This is a genomic window from Alistipes sp. cv1, assembly GCF_900240235.1.
Taxonomy (GTDB): domain Bacteria; phylum Bacteroidota; class Bacteroidia; order Bacteroidales; family Rikenellaceae; genus Alistipes_A; species Alistipes_A hominis.
In genome coordinates this window covers 1-22,960 of record NZ_OEPW01000003.1, presented here as the reverse complement: position 1 = coordinate 22,960, position 22,960 = coordinate 1, and the positions used below count along the sequence as shown (strand labels likewise).

Genomic DNA, 22,960 nt, shown 5'->3' with positions numbered 1-22,960 from the left:
TTGAAAAATTCCGCTGTCGGCGGAATTTTTCATTTCCCGGAATACGGAACGCGCCACACGACCGTCGTTCGACCCGGCAAAACGCACTCCGCACCAAACCAAAAAACGACGAAACATGAAAAGCAGAACCGAAAGCGAAATCAAACAACGGGTACAACGGCGGATTATCGCCTGTTCGGTACTGCTGATGGGCGGCAAATTTCTGGCGTTCGCCCTGACCAATTCGGTGGGTATCCTGACCGACGCGATGGAAAGCATCGTCAACGTAATCGCCGGATTCATCAGTCTGTACAGCCTGTACCGGGCCGCCAAACCGAAAGACGAAAACCACCCGTTCGGACACGGGAAAATCGAACTGATCTCGGCATCGGTCGAAGGACTGCTGATCGCCGTGGCGGGCGGGATCATCATTTTCGAAGGCGTCAGGCGGCTTTTCGAACCGGCCGCGATCGAAAAACTGGATATCGGTATCGTATTGGTAGCCGCGGCCGGAGCGGTCAACTACCTGCTCGGCCGGTACAGCATCCGCACGGGCCGCCGATACGATTCGATCGCGCTGGTGGCCGGGGGCCGGCACTTGCAATCGGACACCTATTCGTCGATCGGCCTGGTCGCAGGCCTGTTGCTGCTGTACGTAACCCGCATCGGCTGGATCGACAGCGCGCTGGCGCTGATCTTCGGCGGCATTATCGTCTGGACGGGCTTTTCGATCCTGCGTAAAACCGTGGCCAATCTGACCGACGAAGCCGACCGCGAATACCTCGAAAAAATGCGGACGACCATCGCGGAAAACCCGCACCCGGACTGGATCGACATCCATAACTTGAAAATGATCCAATACGGCAGTTACTTCTACATCGACTGCGACCTGACGCTGCCGTGGTATTACAACATCCGTCAGGGACACGCGGCCTGCACCGAACTGCGGGAAACCATCCGAAAAGGATTCTCCGACCGGGTGCTGCTGTCGATTCACACCGATTCGTGCGACGAAAAACACTGTAGCCACTGCGCCGTCGGCGACTGCCCGTACCGCCGCGAACGGTTTGCGGCTCCATTGATCTACACGCTGCGGGAACTGACCGAAACGGACGAAGACCGCGACGAGTAACCGTTTCGGCTCCCCCACCTCTCCGCAACGACGCCGGCCGTCGCTCACAAAACCGGTCCGGAAACATCCCCGCAAAACTCTTTTTCGAAAACGACAGCCGTTTTCAAAAATTCCGTACATTTGCCGCGGAAATTTCGAGGGAAAATTTTTACGATGGGAACATTGTCACTGAGCGCTACGAAATACTACCGGATCTCGGTCAGCGCTTTTTTCTTTATTCAGGGCCTGGTATTTTCGAGCTGGGCCAGCCGCATCCCCGACATCAAAGACGCCCTGCACCTGAACGAAGCGGTGCTCGGATCGGTGCTGTTCGCACTACCGGTCGGACAACTCTCCGCAATGGCGCTGTCGGGCTACCTGGTCAGCCGCTACGGCAGCAAGCTGGTACTGACCGTAGCAGCGTTGCTCTACCCGGCCGCGCTGGTCGGGCTCGGAGCGGCCTCGTCGATCGGACAGCTCACGCTGGGACTCTTCCTGTTCGGCATCACGGCCAACCTGTGCAACATCGCCGTCAACACGCAGGGAGTCGGCGTCGAACGGCTCTACAACCGCAGTATCATGGCGTCGTTCCACGGCTTGTGGTCGCTGGCCGGATTCTGCGGAGGGCTGGTCAGCACGCTGATGGTCGGTTACGACATTCCGCCGCTGATGCATTTCTGCATCATTTATGCGGTTACATTCGCGGTGCTCGTCACGATGCGCGGCTCGATGCTGCCGCGCGACGCCAAGCCGGCCGACGAAAAAAAAACGAAAAAGGTTTTCGTCCGTCCCGACCGTTACATCCTGCTGCTCGGACTGATCGCTTTCGGCAGCATGGCCTGCGAGGGAACCATGTTCGACTGGAGCGGCGTCTATTTCGAAACGGTCATCCGACCTCCGAAAGAGCTGATCCGGCTCGGCTACATCGCCTTCATGTGCACGATGGCCTGCGGCCGGTTCACCGCCGACCGGCTCGTAACGCGGTTCGGGGCGATCCGGGTGATCCGCGCCAGCGGCATCGTCATCGCGACCGGGTTGCTGCTGTCGGTGCTGTTCCCGCACCTGACTACCGCCACGCTGGGATTTTTGCTGGTCGGATTCGGGACGTCGTCGGTCGTGCCGTTGTGTTACAGCTTGGCCGGGCGGTCGAAAACGATGCTGCCGGGGGTGGCGCTGGCGACCGTCTCGACGATCGGATTTTTCGGGTTTCTGCTCGGCCCGCCGGTAATCGGCTTCATCGCCCACGCGTTGAATCTGCGTTGGTCGTTCGCGCTGATCGCCCTGATCGGCCTCACGACGACCGTCGCCGCCCCGATGCTGCGACAGAAATAGTTCCGGGCTTCCGCTCCGCCGGAACAGGCGGCCGAAATCCCCTTCCGAGAAGTATCGCATACGATTTTTTTCGCTATATTTGAACGAAACGTATCAAACGATACCGATATGAAAAAAATCAACCGACGCACTTTTTTGCAGCAGGCGGGACTCGTAACCGCCGCCCTCGCCGCGGGAATGTACGATCAGGTCGCAGCGCGGCCGTCGAGCGGCACGGCCGCCGGAAGCCTACCCTCAGCGGCAACCGACGACATCACTTCCGAAAACGGCCGGTTCACCGCCGCGCTTCGGGATCACGGCCGGGCGCTGACCAACCCGGGCATGGGCTGGACGATGCATTTTTACTCGAACATCCTCTCCAACTACGGATCGCAGCTCGAACCGTCCGATACGCTGGACGATTTTCCGGGGCTGAGCACCGTCTACCTGCGGGTTCCGTGGGCCTTTCTCGAACCCGAGGAAGGCAAATTCGTCTGGGAACTGCTCGACACCCCGGCGCAGCGCTGGATCGACAAAGGCAAATACGTCGCCTTCCGCGTCAGCGCGACCGAAAGCTGGCTGTACCACGCCACGCCGAAATGGGTATTCGACGCCGGAGCGACGGGATACGACGTCGAAGGTCATTACCTCGAACCCGACTACGAAGACCCGGTATTCATAGAGAAGGTGGAAAACTTTTTGCGGGCGATGGCCGAACGCTACGACCGCAACCCGCACGTCGCCTTCGTGGACGTCGGACACTTCGGGATGTGGGGCGAGGGCCATACGGTCATGAGCACGCCGAAGCACGGCCGTTCATGGGGCCTGGAAACCCAGAAAAAACACATCGACCTGTACTGCAAGCATTTCAAAAACACCCAACTTTGCATCTCGGACGACTTTGCCGGGCACGACGCGCCGGGCAGCCGTTTCCCGATCACCGATTACGCCTTCTCGCGCGGCGTGACCATCCGCGACGACAGCATCCTGGTGCAACCGCCGCCTCATTCGTGGTACCACAGCGAAATGGCTCAGCTCTTCTGGCCGACGCTGCCGGTAATCCTCGAACACGAACACTACGGCGGATCGAAAGAGCGCGGCAGTTGGGACAAAAATCTGCTGGTCAAGTCCGTCGAGGATTACCACGCCTCGTTCATGTCGATTCACTGGTGGCCGCGCATCCTGCTCGAAGAGAACCGCGACGCGATCGACCGGATCAACCGCCGGATAGGTTACCGCCTGCAGGTATCCGGAATATCGTGGCCCGAAAGCGTAAAAATGGGCGAACCGTTGGAAATCCGTTCCGCATGGAGCAATGCGGGCGTAGCCCCCTGCTACCGCGGCGGCCACCCGTGTTTCACGTTGAAAGACGACAAAGGGGGAATCGTATCGGCGCTGGTGGTCGACGATTTCGACCTGCGCTCGCTTCCGGTTTGCGAAGCGGGAAAAACCGAAGAACGGCAAATCGTTTCGACGTTCCGGATCGCTCCGCGCTATGCCGACAAAGCGGGCACTTTTTTCCGCGCGTGCAAACCGGGCGTTTACGACCTGTACGTCTCGGCCGGTATGCGCGACGGCACCCCGGTCTACGAACTGCCCTACAACGGCAATGACGGACGGCGACGCTATAAACTGGGACGGATTACGGTTAGCGAATAAACCGACGGACACGACGAAGGGGTTCCGCTTTTCAAAGCGGAACCCCTTCGTCGTGTCATAGATGCTTTTACAGAACTTCGGCCTTGTATCCGGCCTGCTCCACCGTCCGGACGATCTCCCCGTCGGACAGGTCGGACGTTACGGTCAATATTCTCTCGGGCGTGCTCAAATCGATCGACCAGCTTTCGGCCGGCACGATCTTGTTCAGCGCCTCCCCGATGCGGGCGACGCATCCGCCGCACTTGGCGTTAGTTTTGAATCTTGCTGTTTTCATATCTTCTTCATTCTATATTCTATTCGAGACAAACTGTCGCGGTATCCATTTTCACGGTCACCATCCGGTGGTAATTCGCTCCGGACGAAACGGCCGGGTCAAGCAGATGGTACAGCGGCGTAAGCCGGAACTCCGTACCTTCAATCCGGAAAGCATCCGGTCCGTCGGCGACGATCGGGAATTCTTTCCCGGCCAGTTCCAGCGGAGCGTCCGCTTCATAACCGAGCACCAACGGCCCATACATCGCCTTATAAAGCGTTTTATCGGCAATATCCCGGTTCTCGAGCGGCACCCAGCGGGGTTCGAAGCCGTAATTCAGCGCCACCGTATCGCCGGCGTCGAAATGCCCGCTCACCCGCAGGAATCCCTGCACGAAATGTGCCGAAACATCCGAATGCGACGGCAGTTGCACCGAATCGGGACGAAGGTAAGACGGCACCGCCAGCGCAAGGGTCACGACGCGCTTCGGCGCTTCGGTCACGATGAACTCGACCCGGTTCCCGAACGGGTAACCGGTATGTTGCGAGAGCGCGATGTTTCGGTCGGGCAGCGCGAGCGTACTCTCGTGATAGAACGGAACGTACACCGTATCCGCCTCTACGAAATAGGCGTATTCCGCAGCGCGGCCCAATCCCTCTCCGCCGCGCATCGTGCAGCACCAGGTCGCCTCGTCGGCATGGATCGCCAAGTCGGGCGACACGACGCCCACCGGCCGGTCGCACCCGAATCCGCCGTTGGCACGCTGCGTAGCGGCTATCCCGTTCAGGTAGATCTTATCGGCGTCCTCGAGGTACTGCGGATTCCGCGTAACAGCCCACAACTGCGTGGCGACCAGATAAGAATCGATGATCGCGCAAGGCTCCGTCCAGGTATCGTAACGCTCGAACCAGTTGTAGTTCTCGTAATTTTCGGTCATGCCGAACTCTTTATACAATTTCCAGCGTGTCTCGACCTTAGAAATCAGCGTCGTATCCCCGGTCAGGGCCGCATAGCGCAACATCCCGCGCATGGCGGTCAACGACGCATGAGTCTGCGCCTTGATTCCCACCAGATCCATTCTCTCAAAAAGAGCGATCAGCTTTTCTATCAATGCCTTGGACTGCTCCGACGGAACATACTGGTACGAATGGATCAATCCTTCCATCCCGATGAATACGCAGCCGATATCCGACGACAGCCGCCAGCCGCCAACCGTATTCTGCACGCTGCCGGACATGTCTCCCGTACCGGCAATTCGCTCCTTGTCGCTGAGCGGATATTTGTCGACGAACGGCGCGATCGGAATGAACAAGCTGTCCACGATCGTCCGCGCGATTTCCAGTGCCTGCGGATCCTGTTTCCACGCATAATATTCGCACAGCCCGCGCAACAGCCAGCCATGCCCGGACAACTGCTGTTCGTCGACCTCCCCTTCGTGGATCGAACCGAGATAGCCTTTGGCGTTCAGGTGTTCGGGCAGCAGGCGGATCAGTTCGCCGAGGTATTTCGGCTCGCGATGCGAAGCGCGTCCGTCGAGCACCAGGGCGAGAATCGTCCGCCCCTCCTTGTCGCCGGGCCATCCGCCCGACTCCTGTTCGGTCCAATAGACCTGTTCCGGCTGATACAGTTCGGTTTCCATCCGGTCGAAATTGCGGCTCAGGCGATCGCCCAATTCACCGCCGACCGTAACGTTCTCGAATCCGGCCGGAGCCAGCGTCCGATCCCCGTCCTGCAAGCAACCCGCCATAAAACCGGCTGAGCAGAACACTGCCAGATAACTCCAAAATTTTCCTTTCATCGGTTCTTCGATTTTGATTCAGTAGTTCTAATTCCCGCTGCCAAACATCCGTCACTCGGACTTGAACCTGCGGATCTCTTCCTTCAATATTTTCAAATATTTGTCGCCGTGCTCCACGGAGGGCTCGATATCCTTGCTGACCTCGACGCTCGGCTGTTCGCCGGTCGTCCATTCGTTCCACGACACGACCATCGCAAAACGGGTTCCGATCTCCCGGGCGCGGGCGAACTGCTCTCGGAGCGTTTGCCCGTCGCGGCGTCCTTTTTCCGGAATGTAACCGGCATCGCCCGGATCGCCCTGCTTGCGGGTCGCAGCGCAGACGACCATCGTCTCGGGTTTCCCGTCGTAGATCGGATAGGTCTGCTCGCCGCGGTCTTCCCATGCCCAGTAACCGTATTTGCTGACCCGGTCTTCGGTGCGCAGCGACGGCTGTTCCGAGACGTACCCGGTCATCCAGCGTACCGTGAAACGGTCGTCGTTCCACTCCGGGGTTCCGTTCTGCCACGGCGACGGCGTATCGACATACACCACCAACAGCGGCTTACCCAGGTATAGCTGCATCATGTCCTTGTATTTCGGATTGTTGGCGTACATGTCGTACACCTGGTCGGCCTTCTTCTGCAACCGGCCGTCGTCAGCGGCTTCCGGAGCCCCGGTCACCCCGATGAAAATACTGATCTTCGGATGTTTCATCCTTACTTTGCCCATCTTGTAGTACTCGTCGAACAGGATGGCCGTAGCGTCCTCGATCAAATCCTGCTTCCCGCCTACCCAAAATTCGTCGGGATCGTAAGTCACGTTGTTCGACCAGTCGAGCCAGATAAAGTCGACGCCCGCATCGGTCAGCCACTCGGCATGTTTGCGCATGACGCGGCGGTCACGCGAATCGTACCGGCCCAGCGCCGGCATCCCCCACGTATTTCCCCAAATATCGTTATCCATCCAAGAAGTGTAGGCGATGCCCACCTCGCGCTCGGACGGCGGAACAGGAGTAACTTTCCGGTTGTCTTTTCCGCCGGAAACGTCCGCGCAGCAAAGCGTTCCGGCCGTCAGGATCAGGATTGCCGCAAGCGCTCCGAATCGAATCGTTCTTTTTTTCATCGTTTTGAATCAGTTAGTTAGGTTGGAAATGGTTTTTCGTTATTCCGGCTGCTCCGGTATGCGGGAAGGCAGCTTCATCCGCATACCGTTCTCGCGAGTCAGCCGCAGGTCGAAATCGCTCTGCGGCCGGCGCCAATAGCTCATCATATTGTCCGGAGCCGACGGATCGGACAAGTGGCCGCCCCCTTTCCAGGTCTGGAATTCGTCCCAGTCCTTACCGTTCCACATTTTCAGGACATAGATCATCGAAACGGCATGTCCCTTCCAGGGAATCAGGTCTTCGATCAGCACCGTTTTGGCGCGTTTGCAGACTTTCACTTTGCGGGTAAACGACGAAGTCGTCAACAGTTCGATCTCTTCGGGCGTACAATATTTCCGCAGGTTCTCGTTCGAGAACAGGCATTTCTGCTCCGCGACAAAGCCGGAGGGCCGGTTCTGTACCGTATCGAGCAACGGATAAACCGAACAATTCCGGTGATGCTCCCAACTGAGCGGATGTTTTTTCGTCTCATTCAGGTAAGACGGACGCGAATAGCGAAGAACGCAGAACATCATCCCGCCGCCGAACAGAACCGTATCGGTTTTCGGGTCGATCTCGCAGGCAGCCAGCATACGGGCCGCCGCCCGATCCAGCGGGCAACTCCCATGCTGCGTATAAAAACTGCCGAAGTAGAACGACAATCCCAACCGGTCGTTCCGGAAAGTGCCGGCGGTGTCGACGACCCGGCTCGCGGAATCGACCCGATAACGCTGCACGCCGCAGGAAACGAAACTCCCGGCGCACAGAAACGCGCAGAAAACGAGCAACCATCTTTTCATCATTCGGTCAGTTTTAGGTCAGTTCTCTTAAAAACACAAATTCCCGGAAAGAAACCTGATTCTCTCCGGGCTTGTTTGCAGGCCCGATCGGGGCCGGGAAGAAACGCTACTTCTTCGGCTTCGGAGCCAGAATCAGGATCATCCGCTTCCCTTCGAGGCGCGGCATCTGCTCCACTTTGGCCAGCTCTTCCAGATCGGTCGCGAAACGCAGCAACAAGATTTCGCCCTGATCCTTGAACACGATCTGGCGTCCTCTGAAAAAGACGTAGGCTTTCACCTTAGCCCCCTCTTTCAGGAAGTTCTCGGCGTGTTTCAGTTTAAAATCGTAATCGTGGTCGTCGGTATTGGGCCCGAAACGGATCTCCTTGACCACCACCTTGACGATCTTCGATTTGATCTCTTTCGCCTTTTTCTTCTGCTGATAAAGGAATTTCGAATAATCGACGATCCGGCATACGGGCGGATCGGCCTTCGGAGAGATCTCCACCAGATCCAGGCCCATCTCGTCGGCTTTGTTCAGCGCATCGCGCAGCGACATCACCTCCGGCTGCTCGATATTGTCGCCGACCACCCTGACCTGCGGCGCCGTAATAAAATTATTGATCTTATGCGCGGCCTCTTTTTCCGGCATTCTTCCCCTCATGTAGGGTCTCGATTGTGGTTTCGTAATTATAGTTTTGTCCTCCTTACGTTAGTGAAACAAAATTTTATCTGTAAAAACGGGAGCCGTTTGCGGCTCCGGTTCCGGCGCGGCATCCGCCTCCCGTTTTCATCCTTTTCTATTTATTCAACTTCTGAATCTCGTCGGCGACCATCTTGCGGATCAGTCCGACGAAATCGTCCTTCGTCATCACGCCCTTGTCGCCTTCGCCCTGGGCGCGGACAGCCACCGTGCCTTCCTGTTCCTCCTTTTCCCCGACGATCAGCAGGAACGGAATCCGTTTCAGTTCGTTGTCCCGGATCTTCCGTCCGATCTTCTCGTTACGGTCGTCCACCTGAGCACGAATATCGGAATTATTTAGAAAATCTGAAACTTTTTTCGCATAATCGTTGAATTTTTCGCTGATCGGCAGCACGACCACCTGGTCGGGAGACAGCCACAACGGGAATTTTCCGCCGGTATGCTCAAGCAGGACGGCCACGAAACGCTCCATCGAGCCGAACGGCGCGCGGTGGATCATGATCGGGCGATGCTCCTTGTCGTCCGACCCTTTGTAAGTCAGGTCGAAACGTTCGGGCAGGTTGTAATCCACCTGGATTGTTCCGAGCTGCCACTGGCGGCCGATCGCATCGCGCACCATGAAGTCCAGCTTCGGCCCGTAGAAGGCGGCCTCACCGAGTTCGACGGTCGTATTCAGTCCCTTTTCGGCGGCCGCCTCGATGATCGCCTGTTCGGCCTTGTGCCAGTTTTCGTCCGAGCCGATGTACTTCTCCTTGTTGTTCGGATCGCGCAGCGACACCTGTGCGGTAAATTTATCGAAACTCAACGTCTTGAAAATATACAGCACGATGTCGATCACCTTCATGAACTCGTCCTTCAACTGGTCGGGACGGCAAAAGATGTGGGCGTCGTCCTGCGTAAACCCGCGCACCCGGGTCAGCCCGTGCAACTCGCCGCTCTGTTCGTAGCGGTACACGGTGCCGAATTCGGCGAAACGCAACGGCAGATCTTTGTAAGAACGCGGTTTGAATTTGTAGATTTCGCAGTGGTGCGGGCAGTTCATCGGCTTGAGCAGAAACTCCTCGCTGTCATCCGGCGTATGGATCGGCTGGAACGAGTCTTTCCCGTACTTGGCGTAATGCCCCGAAGTAACGTACAGGTCTTTCATCCCGATGTGCGGCGTGATTACCTGTAGGTACCCATACTGCTTCTGCACGTTCCTCAAAAAGTGTTCCAAACGATCTCTGAGCGCAGCGCCTTTCGGCAGCCACAACGGCAAGCCCGCTCCCACGCGCGGCGAGAAACAAAACAGTTCGAGCTCCTTGCCGAGCTTGCGGTGGTCGCGCTTCTTGGCCTCCTCGAGCATCGCCAGGTATTCGTCGAGCATCGATTTTTTCGGAAACGTGATTCCGTAGATACGGGTCAGCATCTTGTTGTTCTCGTTGCCGCGCCAGTAGGCCCCGGCCACCGAAGTCAGCTTGATCGCCTTCACGTACCCCATGTGCGGCAGGTGCGGCCCGCGGCACAAATCGGTAAAATTACCGTTCGTATAGAAACTGATCGTCCCGTCTTCGAGCCCCTCGATCAATTCCACTTTATACTGGTCGCCTTTTTCGGTATAGGTCTTCATCGCCTCGGACTTGCTGACCTCGCGGCGACAGATCGCCTCCTTCGTACGCGCCAGTTCTTCCATCTTTTTCTCGATCTTCGGCAGATCGCCTTCGGTGATCGGCGTCGGACTGTCCACATCGTAGTAAAAGCCGTTCTCGATGCTCGGCCCAATCCCGAACTTGATCCCCGGATAGAGCGCTTCGAGCGCCTCGGCCAACAGATGCGACGAAGAGTGCCAGAACGCTTTCTTGCCTTCGGGATCTTCCCATTTGTGCAATTTGACCGACGAATCTTCGTTGATCGGGCGGTTCAGATCGACGATCTCGCCGTTGACCGAAGCCGACAACACCTCCTGCGCCAGGCGCGGGCTGATGCTCTCCGCAATTTGCATTGCGGTCGTTCCCTGGGCGTACTCACGAATGCCGCCGTCGGGAAAAGTTACTTTTATCATCATGAATCTATTCGTTTATCCGGCGCAATACGAGCTGCGCCGGCTGGTATTCGTTATGCTTTTTCCGGTTCATCGGGCAGCTCGGATGCCGACACGTCGGCGCCGCTGTCCCGTTTGTATTTCTGCAACGGGTTCGCCGTAATCGCCGCGTATAGGCGGCGGCTGCGCACTACGTCGAGCGCGAGGTAGATCGCATCGCGCATTGCGCTCTCGTCGGCCCGGTTCTCCCCGGCGATGTCGAAGCCCACGCCGTGCGCCGGACTGGTACGGACGACCGGCAACCCCGCCGTAAAGTTCACCCCGCCGCAACTGAGCGCCTTGAATGGAGCGAGTCCCTGATCGTGGTACATCGCCAGCACGGCGTCGTATTTCATATAACCGGCCGAAGCGAAAAAGCCGTCAGCGGCAAACGGTCCGAAAGCCAGTATTTTCTGCTGGGAAGCAGCCTGAATGGCCGGAACGATGATCTCCTTCTCCTCGCTGCCGATCAATCCTCCGTCGCCGGCATGCGGATTGAGACTCAGTACGGCGATGCGCGGTTCGCGCACCGAGAAATCCTGGATCAGCGACTGCCGGAGCTCGCGCAACTTGGTCACGATCCGCTGTTTGGTAACCGATGCGCTGACCTCCGAAACCGGGATATGAATGGTTACCAGCCCCACCTTCAGCAGATCGCTGCACATCAGCATCAGCGGATCGCCGCCGAATTCGTGCGCGAAAAATTCGGTATGCCCGGTAAAGCCGAACTGTTCGCCCTGCACGTTCTCCTTGCAGATCGGAGCCGTAACCACCGCGTCGATCAGGCCGGCTTTCAGGTCGGCGGCCGCAGCCCGGAGCGCAGCGACGGAAGCCTCGCCGGCCGCCGCGCTCAGCACGCCCGGTTCGACGCGCAAGTCGCCGGACACGCAATCGACCAGGCTGATCCGTTTCGGAGCGGCCTCGCGGGCCGACACAACCGTACTGAATCCGAAGTTTTCCGCCGCGTCGATCTGTTTTTTATAAAAAGAAGCCGCCTTGGCCGAACCGTAAACGATCGGCGTGCACAATTCGCACATTCGCGGATCGCAAAGCGTCTTGATAATCACCTCGTATCCGATGCCGTTCACATCGCCCTGCGTAATACCGATCCGTATTTTGGAATCACTCATACGTCATTTATTTGAAATTCCGGCGTCTCCGGCTAAAACCCGCAGACAACCGCCGTTCGAAAATAGAATATGCAAAGATATAAAACTATCTCGAATAAATATCGCACTGCAACTGTAACTTTTACACATCTTTCCCGTTGTATAAATAATTTCACAGGATTCCGTTCCGGATAATCACGACCCGTTATGAGAAAAATACTCTTTTTGTTCGCATTGCTCGTCCCGGGAATCGCTCTGGCAGCCCAGACCCAGATGGTACGGCTGACCCGTTTCGAAGGGAAACCGATCGTCGGCGTAGCGGCCTCCGGCTCTTTCAACGTGGAGTTGATCCGCTCCGACCGGACGTATGCCGTCGTAGAGGTCAACGCCGAATACGAGGATATCCTGCTGTTCGAGTTGGACGGTCGGGGCGTAGTCACGGTCGGATTCAGGACGAACGCTCCGCTCCGTTTCGAAAACAACCTGGTTTGCCGCGCCAGAATCTATCTGCCGCACCCCGAATTCATTCACGGGTCGGGAGCGGCCAGCATCGTTTGCAGCGGCGGTTTCGAAAGCAACGCCCTGCAGATCGAACTGAACGGAGCGGCCAAACTCAACGGGCCGGAGATCGCGGTCACCGGAGAGGTAAACCTGCAATGCAGCGGAGCCAGCCGGATGACCGACGCCGCGATCAACTGCCGGGAATTGAACGGCATCCTGAACGGGGCCTCGAAAGCCGATATCCGGGAGTTCAGCGGCAACCTGTTCTGCGATATCTCCGGGGCCTCGCGCATCCGCATGGCCGGCAACGCCGGGATCGCCGACATCAAGGCCAGCGGAGCTTCGAATTTCGACGGGCAGCAACTCAGTTCGCGGGATTGCCGGATCGAAGCGTCCTCGGCGTCGAAAGTAAACACCGGAACCGTACTGGGAGACCTGACGGCCAACGGAAACAGCGCCTCCAGCATCACTTACAAAGGAGACCCGACGATCCGGAGCATCACCATCTCTTCCGCATCGTCGATAAAAAAAGCACTCTGACAAGTCAACTGCATAATTAGATTAGGATTAGTTTTGTTTTGTTGGACGGGCCGCCCCTTGAGTTGGGCGGCTTCGTCTTTTTTGCATTTAGACATCGTATATTTACAATTTATTTTGACGGAACACGTCATAAATAAATTATATTTGCGACGTAATTCTAAACCTGAATGAATGAAATCCTTTAAAATCGGAGATCTTACCATCAAACTGCCTATCATCCAAGGCGGTATGGGAGTAGGCATTTCCCTCTCGGGACTGGCCTCGGCCGTAGCCAACGAAGGAGGCGTCGGAGTGATCTCGTGCGCCGGAATGGGCCTGCTGTACCCGAAATTCTCGAAAGACTATCTGACGAACAGCATAATGGGTCTCAAAGAAGAGATCCGCAAGGCGCGCGCAAAAACGCGCGGCGTGATCGGGGTCAACGTCATGGTCGCGCTGAGCAACTTCTCGGACATGGTCAAAACATCGATCGCGGAGAAGGCCGATATCATCTTCTCCGGCGCGGGACTGCCGCTCGACCTGCCGTCCTACTTACAGCGGGAGAGCACCACGAAACTGGTGCCCATCGTCTCTTCGGCCCGCGCGGCGAAGATCATCTGCGAAAAATGGAAAGCGAACTACGACTACCTGCCCGACGCCATCGTCGTCGAAGGTCCGAAAGCGGGCGGTCACCTCGGCTATAAAAACAACCAGATCGACGACGCCAACTACTCGCTGGAACACATCGTTCCGGAAGTGGTCGCCGAAGCGCGGCATTTCGAAAAGCTCTACGGCCGCCGCATCCCGGTGATCGCCGCCGGAGGACTCTATACCGGCGAAGACATCTACCGGATCATGGAACTCGGCGCCGACGGGGTGCAGCTCGGCAGCAAGTTCGTGACGACCGAAGAATGCGACGCGTCGCAGGCGTTCAAGGACACTTATATCAATTCCCGCGAGGAAGACATCGAAATCATCGCCAGCCCGGTAGGAATGCCGGGGCGCGCGATCGCCGGGGAGTTCATCCGCCGGGTGCGCGAAGGGCTGACCCGTCCGAAGAAATGTCCGTTCCACTGCATCAAGACCTGCGACTACACCAAAAGTCCCTACTGCATTATCATGGCGCTGTACAATGCGGCCAAAGGCAACCTGTCCCGCGGATACGCTTTCGCAGGAGCCAATGCGTTCCTGTCCAAAAAGATCACGAGCGTCCGCGAAACGATCGCTTCGCTACAGGCCGAGTTCCGCGCGGCGGAACTGCGCCGCAAACGCGGCCCGCTGTCGGTATAACGCCAGACAGGGACGGGCGGCCGCCTGTTTTCAAAACGGTATTCGGAGATATTTCCTATCTTTGGGTATCGTTTTTGTTTGATACCTGTCGATTAATCGAAATTTAAGTTATGAAGGAAACCGTTCGCAAAAATTACCCGGTACTGGAAATGAGCTGCGCGTCCTGCGCCATGAGCGTCGAACAAACCGTGCGGAAACTGCCCGGAGTCACCGACGCATCGGTGAATTTCGCATCCAACCGGCTGTCGGTCGGATTCGACGAATCGCAGATCACGCCGCAGCAAATCCGCGCCGCCGTCCAGGCTTCGGGATACGACCTGATCATCGACGAACAGGGCGGAGAGGTCAAACAGCAGCAGGCCGAACGCAACCGCTACCTGCGCCTGCGGTACGGCACGATCGGAGCGTGGCTGTTCTCGCTGCCGATCGTCGTGATCGCCATGCTGTTCATGCACATGCCTTACGGCAACTGGATCATGCTCGTACTGTCGCTGCCGGTATTGTTTTTTTTCGGGCGCGGCTTTTTCGTCAACGGATGGAAACAACTGCGCCACCGGCAGGCCAACATGGATACGCTGGTGGCCCTCAGCACGTCGATCGCTTTCCTGTTCAGCCTGTTCAACACCGTTTACCCGCAGTTCTGGCTCCGGCGCGGACTCGAACCGCACGTCTATTACGAAGCCGCCTGCGTAATCATCGCATTCGTGCTGGTCGGCAAACTGCTCGAGGAACGCGCCAAAAGCAACACATCGTCCGCCATTAAAAGACTGATCGGCCTGCAGCCGACCACCGCCCGGCTCGTGAGGGGCGATCACGAAGAGGACGTTCCGATCTCCGCATTGCAGGTGGGCGACCGGGTTTCGGTACGCCCGGGCGAAAAAATCCCGGTGGACGGCGTCGTTCGCGACGGATCGTCGTACGTAGACGAAAGCATGATCACCGGCGAACCGCTGCCCGTCGGCAAAGAGGCCGGGGACAAAGTGGTGGCCGGCACGATCAATTCGCGCGGGACGTTCGTTCTCGAAACCACCGGAGTCGGCAGCGACACGCTGCTGGCCCGGATCATCCGCATGGTACAACAAGCCCAGGGCAGCAAAGCCCCCGTGCAGCGCATCGCCGACCGGATCGCCGCGGTTTTCGTGCCGACGGTCATCGGCATCGCGCTGCTGACCTTCGCGCTGTGGCTAGCCATCGGCGGCATGGACTATTTTTCGTATGCCCTGCTATCGGCCGTCTCGGTGCTGGTCATCGCCTGTCCCTGCGCGCTGGGACTGGCTACGCCGACCGCGCTGATGGTCGGCATCGGCAAAGGAGCCGAGAACCAGATCCTAATCAAGGACGCGACGGCCCTCGAACAACTGTGCCGGATCGATACCGTCGTCATGGACAAGACCGGTACGCTGACCGAAGGGCGCCCTTCGGTCGTCGACTGGATCGCCGCAGGCCCCGACCTGCCGGAGTACCGAAACATGATCTGCGCCGCCGAAATGAAATCCGAACATCCGCTGGCCAGCGCCATCGTAAACTACCTGTCGGCACACGAAGCGCAACCCTGCGAAGTGACCTCGTTCGTCAGTCTGACCGGGCGTGGAATCCGTTTTACGGCCGGCAACGCGGACTACTGGCTCGGCAGCCGCAACCTGATGGCCGAACAAGGCGCCGCGCCGGCCGAAGAAACGGACGTGCGGATCGAAACGGCCCAGCAGACTGGCGCAAGCATCGTCTATTTCGGCACGGCCGACCGACTGCTGGCCGTCATCGTTATCAACGATACGCTGAAAGCGACCACGCCGCCCGCCCTCGACCAACTGCGCAGGCTGCACATCGACATCGCCATGCTGACCGGAGACAGCCGTAAGACAGCGGCCGCGCTGGCCGAACGGCTCGGCATCCGCCATTACCGGGCCGAAGTGTTGCCCGACGACAAAGACAAATACATCCAGCAATTGCAGCGGGAAGGTAAGCGCGTAGCGATGGTCGGCGACGGCATCAACGACTCGCAAGCGCTGGCTCGCGCCGACGTCAGCATCGCAATGGGGCACGGCACCGACATCGCAATGGACGTCGCGATGGTCACGCTGATGAATTCCGACTTGCTGCTGCTGCCGAAAGCCTACGTTCTGTCGCGCAAAACCGTCCGGCTGATCCGGCAGAACCTGTTCTGGGCGTTTATTTACAACCTGATCGGCATCCCGATCGCGGCCGGCGTGCTCTACCCGCTGTACGGCATCCTGATGAATCCGATGCTGGCCGGAGCCGCCATGGCGTTCAGTTCCGTATCGGTAGTCGCCAACAGCCTGCGTCTGAAATGGATGTCCACAGGAACGCCGCCTCTTTCGTCCGGCCGCCCGAACAACGTTCGCGCCGATTAAAACACAGAACGCTCTCCCCGGTCGGGGAGAGCGTTCTGCATATCGGATAAAATCCGCAGGTACTATTTCAGCCGCATCAACGCTGCGATTTCTTTCGGCAGGTCGGTGTTGTCCATGATCCCGTTGATCCGGTCGGCGCACGCGCCGTACAGGTAAACGGGCACCAACGTACCGGTATGTCCGGTCGTGCCGAACTGGTATCCGATCCCGCTTTCGGAGAGCGTGAAATCGGTCTTGTTGCTCGTGATCGACAGTCCGGAAGTTTCGTGATCTGCCGTCACGACGACCAGCGTGCCGGGATGGGTGTCGGCAAAATCCATCGCAGCGCCGACAGCCCGTTCGAAATCGCGCGTCTCGGCCAGGATGCCTTCCGCATTGTTGGCGTGCCCTTCCGAATCGATCTGCGATCCTTCGATCATCACCATGAAACCCTTTTTGGAGCCGGCCGCATTGTTCGACAGGATTTCGAGCGCCTTTTTGGTCGCATTGCACAGGTAGTTTTCGTCGCGGCCCTTCATCACCGTCGGCATGTACTCGTCGGCGAACAGTCCGACCACCTTGCCGCGGTCCACCCCGTTCAGTTCGTTCATATCGTACACGACGCGGTAGTCCTTCGTTTTCAGCGCGTCGATCAGCGGCTTGCCGTCCTTCTGTCCTTCCTGCAGGAACTTCTTGCCGCCGCCCAACGCAACGTCCACGCCGCTTTCGACGAACTGCTCGGAAATTACGTCCAGATCGCCGCGGCTGGGCACGTGTGCGAAGAAAGCGCCCGGAGTCGCATGTTGTAGGTAGACGGTTACGACCAAACCGGTCTGGTATCCCTCCTCTTTGGCCCGCTCCATAATCGATTTGAAAATCTGCCCGTCGGGCCCCATTCCGAGCATACCGTTATCGGTTTTGTTCCCCGATGCCAGAGCGGTCCCGGCAGCGGCCGAATCGGTTACGCGGTTGTTCGCCGAATAGGTCTTAATCAGGGCGATGTTCCCGCTGCGGTCGAACGCCGTGGGCCGGTAGCCGTTCTCAAGCATCATCATCGACACTTGCGACAATCCCATCCCGTCGCCAATCATGTAAATCACATTCTTTACCGCGCATTTTCCGCTTTTTTTCGGGCCCGGTCCGGATTTGGCCGACAAATCCGCCGTCAATGCGGCCATCCATACGACAAGCAGTCCCAAGACAATTTTTTTCATCTTCTTCTATTTTTAAGTTGACAAAATCTGTTTTTCGCTTAACAAAGATACGATTTTTACCCGAAGGTAGCGGTTAAGTTCCCGTTAAAATGATTTTCGAGCAAAAAATGCGGACGGATAATTTGTGCGAAACGAAATATTTGCTACTTTTGCACTCGCAAACGCCGAATGACGGCGGGATAGCTCAGCTGGTTAGAGCGCATGATTCATAATCATGAGGTCCGGGGTTCAAGTCCCCGTCCCGCTACTATAAAAGGTTATGACTTCCGTCATAACCTTTTTCGTTTATCAACTTAGTAAAATCGCGAGTTACACACATACCCATAAAGCGATGCGACATCCGCTTCGCTTTATCGACGGATATCGATGCTATCAAATCAAACAGTCACACCTAATCGCTCCGCTTATTCAATTTCTCCAGAATTTCTTTAAAATCATATTTATACATCTCCTCCATATTATAATTCAGCGCATACAAATCCCCGTTGATCAAATCGACGGCATACGCAGAAACAAACCGATCCAATTTCACTTCGGCCAATGGATTCCCATCCCAGTCGAAAAACTGAATCACCGGCTTTTTCGACATCTCCTTTCCGATATTTTCTCTTTTCTCACCCAGGTACAAAGCGCCGAAAAAATCAGGGAATGCGACCAGATCCATATAAGTGCGCTTTCTGCTTTGGGGATCGAGATCTTGCACGTCGCCGATACGATCCAACTGTCTGCCGACACAAATCGTTTTCCCGAAAGAGCCGTCCGGAGAATATACGTTAATCTGATTTAATCTGTTAGGAGCTTCGACAATCCGGCTACCGTCGGCATTGCATTTCGTTGCCGTCGACAGAATATTAAAATCTTCTCCCGCACGCACGGAAGAAAAATTTAACTTTTCGAGATTCTCCGGAATCGTTTTTTCTCCTTTATGCAGAATGTATCTTATTTGTCGGGTATGCTCTTCATTAATCTCTTTACATAAAAAAGTCGTACTGTCCAATACGATAAACGCCGTCAGATTCCGAGGAAAAGAATCTTGCATCATTCTCATACGAAGCGCCTTGTTTTTTATCGTTTCAGATAAGTCCATTTTATAGGATTTCCCTGTCGGAAAACTGTATATAATAGCTTTGAGCCGGCCTTGCTCTTTCAGAAAATTTTGCTGCTTCACCCAAGGCGAAGACAACAGTTCGTTGGGTCCGTTTCCCTTCATCAAATATTTCCCCAAATGCTTATATTCGGGCAATGAGACAAGCGACCAGTACCCCTTATTATCGGATGTGGAAATGAGCAGCAATGAATCCCGAATAACAATACTCGATACCCCGATTACATCCGGATCGAAAAGCGTCCCCTGGCCGATCGTAAAAGTTTGCGGAAACGTATCGACATATGCGACCTCGTCCAGAATCATGTAATCCGCCGAAGGAACGACAACCTGTCGGCAGGCTGAAACAAAAAAAGAAAACGCTACGACCGAAACAACACATCGTTTATTCATACCCAATCCTATTAAAACTCCGCTCTTATTTACAAATCAACAATTATTTGGAACACTTACCCCGACCGTACCATGTGCATTTGGAACGACATATTCCACAAAACTACGTGATCCGCAACGGAACACCGGCTCAACCTAATTTTTTCCTATATTAAATCCTCATCAGCGAAGATATTTTATCCAAATTTACTATTTAAAGTTCAATTCTCATCGCATTTTTATTCTTTTCATACTCCTAATTCAGCATGACTATCGACAAGATCGCCGATTCCGAAATCGAAACCGAATTCATTTTCCTTATATAAAATGGATTCGATTCCCGAATGAATCGTTATATTTGTATCAAACACGGAAGATGACACTCCGAAAAAAGTCTCAAAAAACTCGCTGAATCGAACGTACCGACAACCATTTACAAAACTCGTATCATTACCAACTAACCCCACATTATTATGAAACGTTTCTTGACATGCTGCCTTCTGGCGGCAACCCTGGCCTGGTTCGGATGCGCCGAAAACCCGTCCAAAGGCAATGCCGGTTCTAATTCCGGCACCGACTCGACCTCCGTAACCGAAGGCCCCGTCCCGATGACCCATATCCTGATTTGCTGCCGCAGCGCGAACGAAGGAGTCATCAAGTTCAAGGTAGGCGACAAGTGGATCACCGATCACGATTACAAAAACATCGACCAGGCCCGCGCGATCCTTTCCACGATCCAACAGGCCGGCATCAACAACGTGATCATCGACCTGACCAATCCCAGCCAATGGGCGACCGTTCCCGCGAGCTGGCCGGGATGCCAGCCCAACGAAAACGCCCTGTGGGACGTGGATACCAAGTACCAGCTCGAAACCATCGAAACGGTGTGCAACGAACTGGGGATGCAGTTCATCATGTTCATCGGCAACCCGGCGGCCCACACGTTGGCCTACTGGAACGGCATCGCCAAACGCATCTGGGAAAACTGGGCCCAGAAGGATGTTTACCGCAAATACGGCTACGGAGACGACCGGCCGATGCTGGTGGTTTTCTACATGGGCGAAAACTTCCGGGAAATGTACGACGCCGCGCCGGACAACGAGAAAGACTACCTGGCTAAATTCCGGATCGGCACCTGCCAGGTCAACTCCCCGATGGATTTCGTCGCTTCGGACGGATGGGGTTACCGCAACCGCTCTTCGAGTTCGGATAACACGGTGCGGTTCGTCTGCCCGAACGAAGGAGTGGCTCCCGCAGACTGGAAACGCAGCACGCTGGATCAATGGAAAGAGAAAGTAGCCTGGGCAGGCGAAGCGTCCGAATACTGCATCTTCGGCTCATACGACGACACGTGCGATGCGATCTTCTGGGGAATTGCCGACACCAAAGAGAGCAAAACGGCCCACAAACGCTATCCCAACGGAGAAAAACCGGACGATTATTACAATGTAGTAAAAGAATATCTTTCGAACCGGGACAAATAACAATAAGAAGTTACATCCGCTTTCGAACATCCATACCGGCAAGCGGCCCGTATCCCGATTTTTCACCGTCGGGAGATATACATAAAAAGGTTCGGAGAATTTCCGAACCTTTTTATATGCTAAAATAAATTCGGAAACGCTCTTTCGGAGCGTTTCCAAAAGCGTGGAGCAGCCGCAAACAATTGCAGCCGTTCTACGCTTATTTTCTTCCGGCAGATTTCCGGTCAGGAGTCGTTTTCAGTCTCCCCGGAATTTTTACCGGAGCGTTCGGCATTCATGGCTTTGTACTTGTCGATCATCGAATGGACGAAGTTATACCCGGACATACTCCATTGCACGATGTTATAGATCAGGTTGGCCTTCCCGGTGATCTGCTCCATCAGGTAGCCCACCGAGAACATCTTCGAGATCCCGCGGTAATCGTCCCGCAACCTCCGTTCGACCGCGTCCAATTCATTTTCCACGCGCAAGCGTTCGATCTTGACGTCCTGCAGCGAACGGATCCGCTGATAATGTACTTTACTCATCGTCCGAATGTTTTTTACGCATGTCATACACCATTTTGCCGAACATCCTGGCCATCTGATCGACGATCAGCCTGCGGCGTACCGCATATACGATCGCCGCCAGCACGACGAACAGCCCTCCCATCAACAGTATGGCGCCGAGCATCGACCCGATTAACATGCCGATCACCCACGTCAGGGCCACGGCAAAGAACATCGCGGCGATCCACAGCAAAACAATCAGGACGACCACGCCGAACAGCGCGTTGAAAAAGGTCGAAAGATTCTCGATCAGGCCGAGCCGCAGACGATCCGCATAGAGCGCCGCATAATCCTTCACATCCCGAGTCGCCTGTCCGATCCGGCCCCTGTCGTTGTTTTCCATACCTACGGCGGATTTACTGTTGTTTGTGGGCGTACAATTCCTCCTCTACGGCATCCTTTACCTTCTGCTCGCCGTGTTTGATCTTATCGACGATTTTGTGACGCGTGTTCTGCCCCGAATCGGGAGCCAGCAGCAGGGCTACGACCGCACCGATGGCAGCTCCGCCCAGAAACGAAAAAAAGCATTGACCTTTCATGATTTTAATTTTTTAAGGTTTGAAAAATAATTTCTGAAATACCGGATTACAGTGTTCCGTATTCGGTTTTAACAAAAAACAAACCACAATTCCCATTTCACGGAAAAATTGCGGACTTTCCGGCAATCCGGCCAAAAATAAAAACGGAGCTTTCTCAGAAATACCGCTCCCCCCGCCATAAGGAAATTTACAAATCCGGGCCCCAGACACGCATCATCCGCACAACTCCTTCCCCCTAAAAAAACAGAGCCGATATTGCTATTTTAATGATATTATTATTTTCGTATAAATTGCGAATATCCCCCAAAGCAAACCTAAAGACAATCGACCATGCTAAAAAAACTGAACCTTGAAAAATTTGCCATGGTAGCTACATGGAAGAAGACGAGAAAAGCGCGGTAATCGGCGGAGACTGGTATTACGTCGCATCTACCAACCGGCTCGAAAGCATAGGACCGGGGATAATGCACGAATCATCGAAGACAAAACGACATTAATGAATAACGGATATTCGTCTTTAAGCTTGCGACAAAATTCCACGAGTCTGAACACGGCAGAGTCGGGACAACAAAATGCGGTTCTTAGGGCGATGGGGGCGATGGTCAGTATCAATTCAAATGTACCCATAAGTGCTGCAAACTATGGAAGTACAGGCAGGGGAACAAGTTTTGCACAAACTTTACAAACATTAGATCCAATTACGAACCAACCGGTTACTGCCATTGCCATAAATTCCGGAACTAACTTTTTTAACGCAGCCAATTTCTACGATTAAATGTGCGTTCTTATTTAATGAGAACGTCCATTCCGACCAATATGCAAATAACCAATGATTTATAGTATTTGTTTGTTCGCCGAAATAAATTCAGCTATTGGAAACCTGCAAGCCCGGGATTCCGTACAACACTCCGATCCTCAAACCATTTTTCGTTCGAACGAGACGAAGCGCCCGTTATACGAGTAACCTTCAAAAACGGACAAGTAGTATCGGTCACCGATGGCCCCTTGATTCAACCCTTTTGCCGCATAAAAAAAGAGTCCCCCGAATGCTCGGAGGACTCTAAGGAGGCGGCTACCTACTCTCCCACATGTTACTGCAGTACCATCGGCGTGAACGGGCTTAACTTCTCTGTTCGGAATGGGAAGAGGTGGAACC

General features: G+C 55.4%; 19 protein-coding genes, 1 tRNA gene and 1 rRNA gene. 8 read left to right on the top strand and 13 right to left on the bottom strand.

Annotated elements, in window-relative coordinates; all coding sequences use genetic code 11:
* The first annotated feature begins 115 nt into the window (after positions 1 to 115).
* The 3 genes from C1A08_RS06080 to C1A08_RS06070 all read left to right on the top strand — a co-directional run bounded on the left by C1A08_RS06080 (position 116) and on the right by C1A08_RS06070 (position 4,060).
* Complete coding sequence (locus tag C1A08_RS06080) at positions 116 to 1,111, top strand: cation diffusion facilitator family transporter (protein ID WP_055205688.1); 996 nt, start codon at positions 116 to 118, stop codon at positions 1,109 to 1,111.
* A 153-nt stretch (positions 1,112 to 1,264) separates the two neighbouring features.
* Positions 1,265 to 2,422, top strand: coding sequence for an MFS transporter (locus tag C1A08_RS06075; RefSeq protein ID WP_101572396.1), 1,158 nt, complete (start codon positions 1,265 to 1,267; stop codon positions 2,420 to 2,422).
* Positions 2,423 to 2,530: 108 nt separating this feature from the next.
* Positions 2,531 to 4,060, top strand: coding sequence for a DUF4832 domain-containing protein (locus C1A08_RS06070; RefSeq protein ID WP_101572106.1), 1,530 nt, complete (start codon positions 2,531 to 2,533; stop codon positions 4,058 to 4,060).
* Between the two features lie 67 nt (positions 4,061 to 4,127).
* Here the strand turns inward: C1A08_RS06070 and C1A08_RS06065 are convergent, their stop codons facing one another.
* The 7 genes from C1A08_RS06065 to pdxA all read right to left on the bottom strand — a co-directional run bounded on the left by C1A08_RS06065 (position 4,128) and on the right by pdxA (position 11,902).
* Entirely contained in the window at positions 4,128 to 4,334 is a 207-nt protein-coding gene (locus C1A08_RS06065) for a heavy-metal-associated domain-containing protein (RefSeq protein ID WP_055205686.1), read from the bottom strand.
* Positions 4,335 to 4,353: 19 nt separating this feature from the next.
* Positions 4,354 to 6,111 (bottom strand): beta-L-arabinofuranosidase domain-containing protein, encoded by a 1,758-nt coding sequence (locus C1A08_RS06060; protein WP_101572105.1) that lies wholly within the window; start codon positions 6,109 to 6,111, stop codon positions 4,354 to 4,356.
* Positions 6,112 to 6,162: 51 nt separating this feature from the next.
* Entirely contained in the window at positions 6,163 to 7,212 is a 1,050-nt protein-coding gene (locus C1A08_RS06055; RefSeq protein WP_101572103.1) for a hypothetical protein, read from the bottom strand.
* Positions 7,213 to 7,251: 39 nt separating this feature from the next.
* Positions 7,252 to 8,034 (bottom strand): hypothetical protein, encoded by a 783-nt coding sequence (locus C1A08_RS06050; RefSeq protein WP_145996527.1) that lies wholly within the window; start codon positions 8,032 to 8,034, stop codon positions 7,252 to 7,254.
* A 103-nt stretch (positions 8,035 to 8,137) separates the two neighbouring features.
* On the bottom strand, positions 8,138 to 8,674 hold the full coding sequence (gene infC / locus C1A08_RS06045) for a translation initiation factor IF-3 (RefSeq protein ID WP_055205682.1): 537 nt from the start codon (positions 8,672 to 8,674) through the stop codon (positions 8,138 to 8,140).
* A gap of 136 nt (positions 8,675 to 8,810) precedes the next feature.
* Entirely contained in the window at positions 8,811 to 10,754 is a 1,944-nt protein-coding gene (gene thrS, locus C1A08_RS06040) for a threonine--tRNA ligase (RefSeq protein WP_101572393.1), read from the bottom strand.
* A 53-nt stretch (positions 10,755 to 10,807) separates the two neighbouring features.
* A complete protein-coding gene (gene pdxA, locus C1A08_RS06035; RefSeq protein ID WP_101572099.1) occupies positions 10,808 to 11,902 on the bottom strand; it encodes a 4-hydroxythreonine-4-phosphate dehydrogenase PdxA in 1,095 nt (364 codons plus the stop codon).
* Positions 11,903 to 12,088: 186 nt separating this feature from the next.
* Here pdxA and C1A08_RS06030 point away from each other — a divergent pair, with 186 nt between their 5' ends.
* From C1A08_RS06030 to C1A08_RS06020, 3 genes are all read left to right on the top strand, one after another.
* Positions 12,089 to 12,922: a GIN domain-containing protein gene (locus tag C1A08_RS06030; protein ID WP_101572097.1), complete on the top strand. Its 834-nt coding sequence runs from the start codon at positions 12,089 to 12,091 to the stop codon at positions 12,920 to 12,922.
* Positions 12,923 to 13,093: 171 nt separating this feature from the next.
* On the top strand, positions 13,094 to 14,191 hold the full coding sequence (locus tag C1A08_RS06025; protein WP_055205679.1) for an NAD(P)H-dependent flavin oxidoreductase: 1,098 nt from the start codon (positions 13,094 to 13,096) through the stop codon (positions 14,189 to 14,191).
* 110 nt (positions 14,192 to 14,301) lie between these two features.
* Positions 14,302 to 16,563: a heavy metal translocating P-type ATPase gene (locus tag C1A08_RS06020; RefSeq protein ID WP_101572094.1), complete on the top strand. Its 2,262-nt coding sequence runs from the start codon at positions 14,302 to 14,304 to the stop codon at positions 16,561 to 16,563.
* Between the two features lie 62 nt (positions 16,564 to 16,625).
* On the opposite strand, the gene C1A08_RS06015 is transcribed toward C1A08_RS06020, so the two are convergent.
* Positions 16,626 to 17,756 carry an alkaline phosphatase gene (locus C1A08_RS06015; RefSeq protein WP_101572092.1) on the bottom strand — a complete coding sequence of 377 codons (1,131 nt, stop codon included), beginning with the start codon at positions 17,754 to 17,756 and terminating at the stop codon, positions 16,626 to 16,628.
* 173 nt (positions 17,757 to 17,929) lie between these two features.
* Between C1A08_RS06015 and C1A08_RS06010 the strand changes: the two genes are divergently transcribed.
* Positions 17,930 to 18,003 (top strand) — tRNA-Met (locus C1A08_RS06010).
* Positions 18,004 to 18,147: 144 nt separating this feature from the next.
* Here C1A08_RS06010 and C1A08_RS06005 read toward each other — a convergent pair.
* Positions 18,148 to 19,254 (bottom strand): BF3164 family lipoprotein, encoded by a 1,107-nt coding sequence (locus tag C1A08_RS06005; protein WP_145996526.1) that lies wholly within the window; start codon positions 19,252 to 19,254, stop codon positions 18,148 to 18,150.
* Positions 19,255 to 19,706: 452 nt separating this feature from the next.
* On the opposite strand from C1A08_RS06005, the gene C1A08_RS06000 reads away from it, so the two are divergent.
* Positions 19,707 to 20,717 (top strand): hypothetical protein, encoded by a 1,011-nt coding sequence (locus tag C1A08_RS06000; RefSeq protein ID WP_101572088.1) that lies wholly within the window; start codon positions 19,707 to 19,709, stop codon positions 20,715 to 20,717.
* Between the two features lie 224 nt (positions 20,718 to 20,941).
* Here C1A08_RS06000 and C1A08_RS05995 read toward each other — a convergent pair whose 3' ends face one another.
* From C1A08_RS05995 to rrf, 4 genes are all read right to left on the bottom strand, one after another.
* On the bottom strand, positions 20,942 to 21,244 hold the full coding sequence (locus tag C1A08_RS05995; RefSeq protein WP_101572086.1) for a hypothetical protein: 303 nt from the start codon (positions 21,242 to 21,244) through the stop codon (positions 20,942 to 20,944).
* A complete protein-coding gene (locus tag C1A08_RS05990) occupies positions 21,237 to 21,608 on the bottom strand; it encodes a hypothetical protein (protein ID WP_055205673.1) in 372 nt (123 codons plus the stop codon). The genes C1A08_RS05995 and C1A08_RS05990 overlap by 8 nt, the downstream gene beginning before the upstream one ends.
* Positions 21,609 to 21,621: 13 nt before the next feature.
* The gene (locus C1A08_RS05985; RefSeq protein WP_055205672.1) at positions 21,622 to 21,804 is read right to left on the bottom strand and encodes a YtxH domain-containing protein; all 183 of its coding nucleotides are present in this window, start codon (positions 21,802 to 21,804) and stop codon (positions 21,622 to 21,624) included.
* Positions 21,805 to 22,867: 1,063 nt separating this feature from the next.
* Positions 22,868 to 22,960 (bottom strand): 5S ribosomal RNA (gene rrf / locus C1A08_RS05980); the annotation flags it as partial.

Bases quoted from the DNA above. Each gene is read 5' to 3' on its own strand.
- C1A08_RS06080 (WP_055205688.1), top strand. From the start codon at position 116: ATGAAAAGCAGAACCGAAAGCGAAATCAAACAACGGGTACAACGGCGG.
- C1A08_RS06075 (WP_101572396.1), top strand. From the start codon at position 1,265: ATGGGAACATTGTCACTGAGCGCTACGAAATACTACCGGATCTCGGTC.
- C1A08_RS06070 (WP_101572106.1), top strand. From the start codon at position 2,531: ATGAAAAAAATCAACCGACGCACTTTTTTGCAGCAGGCGGGACTCGTA.
- C1A08_RS06065 (WP_055205686.1), bottom strand. From the start codon at position 4,334: ATGAAAACAGCAAGATTCAAAACTAACGCCAAGTGCGGCGGATGCGTC.
- C1A08_RS06060 (WP_101572105.1), bottom strand. From the start codon at position 6,111: ATGAAAGGAAAATTTTGGAGTTATCTGGCAGTGTTCTGCTCAGCCGGT.
- C1A08_RS06055 (WP_101572103.1), bottom strand. From the start codon at position 7,212: ATGAAAAAAAGAACGATTCGATTCGGAGCGCTTGCGGCAATCCTGATC.
- C1A08_RS06050 (WP_145996527.1), bottom strand. From the start codon at position 8,034: ATGATGAAAAGATGGTTGCTCGTTTTCTGCGCGTTTCTGTGCGCCGGG.
- infC (WP_055205682.1), bottom strand. From the start codon at position 8,674: ATGAGGGGAAGAATGCCGGAAAAAGAGGCCGCGCATAAGATCAATAAT.
- thrS (WP_101572393.1), bottom strand. From the start codon at position 10,754: ATGATAAAAGTAACTTTTCCCGACGGCGGCATTCGTGAGTACGCCCAG.
- pdxA (WP_101572099.1), bottom strand. From the start codon at position 11,902: ATGAGTGATTCCAAAATACGGATCGGTATTACGCAGGGCGATGTGAAC.
- C1A08_RS06030 (WP_101572097.1), top strand. From the start codon at position 12,089: ATGAGAAAAATACTCTTTTTGTTCGCATTGCTCGTCCCGGGAATCGCT.
- C1A08_RS06025 (WP_055205679.1), top strand. From the start codon at position 13,094: ATGAAATCCTTTAAAATCGGAGATCTTACCATCAAACTGCCTATCATC.
- C1A08_RS06020 (WP_101572094.1), top strand. From the start codon at position 14,302: ATGAAGGAAACCGTTCGCAAAAATTACCCGGTACTGGAAATGAGCTGC.
- C1A08_RS06015 (WP_101572092.1), bottom strand. From the start codon at position 17,756: ATGAAAAAAATTGTCTTGGGACTGCTTGTCGTATGGATGGCCGCATTG.
- C1A08_RS06005 (WP_145996526.1), bottom strand. From the start codon at position 19,254: ATGAATAAACGATGTGTTGTTTCGGTCGTAGCGTTTTCTTTTTTTGTT.
- C1A08_RS06000 (WP_101572088.1), top strand. From the start codon at position 19,707: ATGAAACGTTTCTTGACATGCTGCCTTCTGGCGGCAACCCTGGCCTGG.
- C1A08_RS05995 (WP_101572086.1), bottom strand. From the start codon at position 21,244: ATGAGTAAAGTACATTATCAGCGGATCCGTTCGCTGCAGGACGTCAAG.
- C1A08_RS05990 (WP_055205673.1), bottom strand. From the start codon at position 21,608: ATGGAAAACAACGACAGGGGCCGGATCGGACAGGCGACTCGGGATGTG.
- C1A08_RS05985 (WP_055205672.1), bottom strand. From the start codon at position 21,804: ATGAAAGGTCAATGCTTTTTTTCGTTTCTGGGCGGAGCTGCCATCGGT.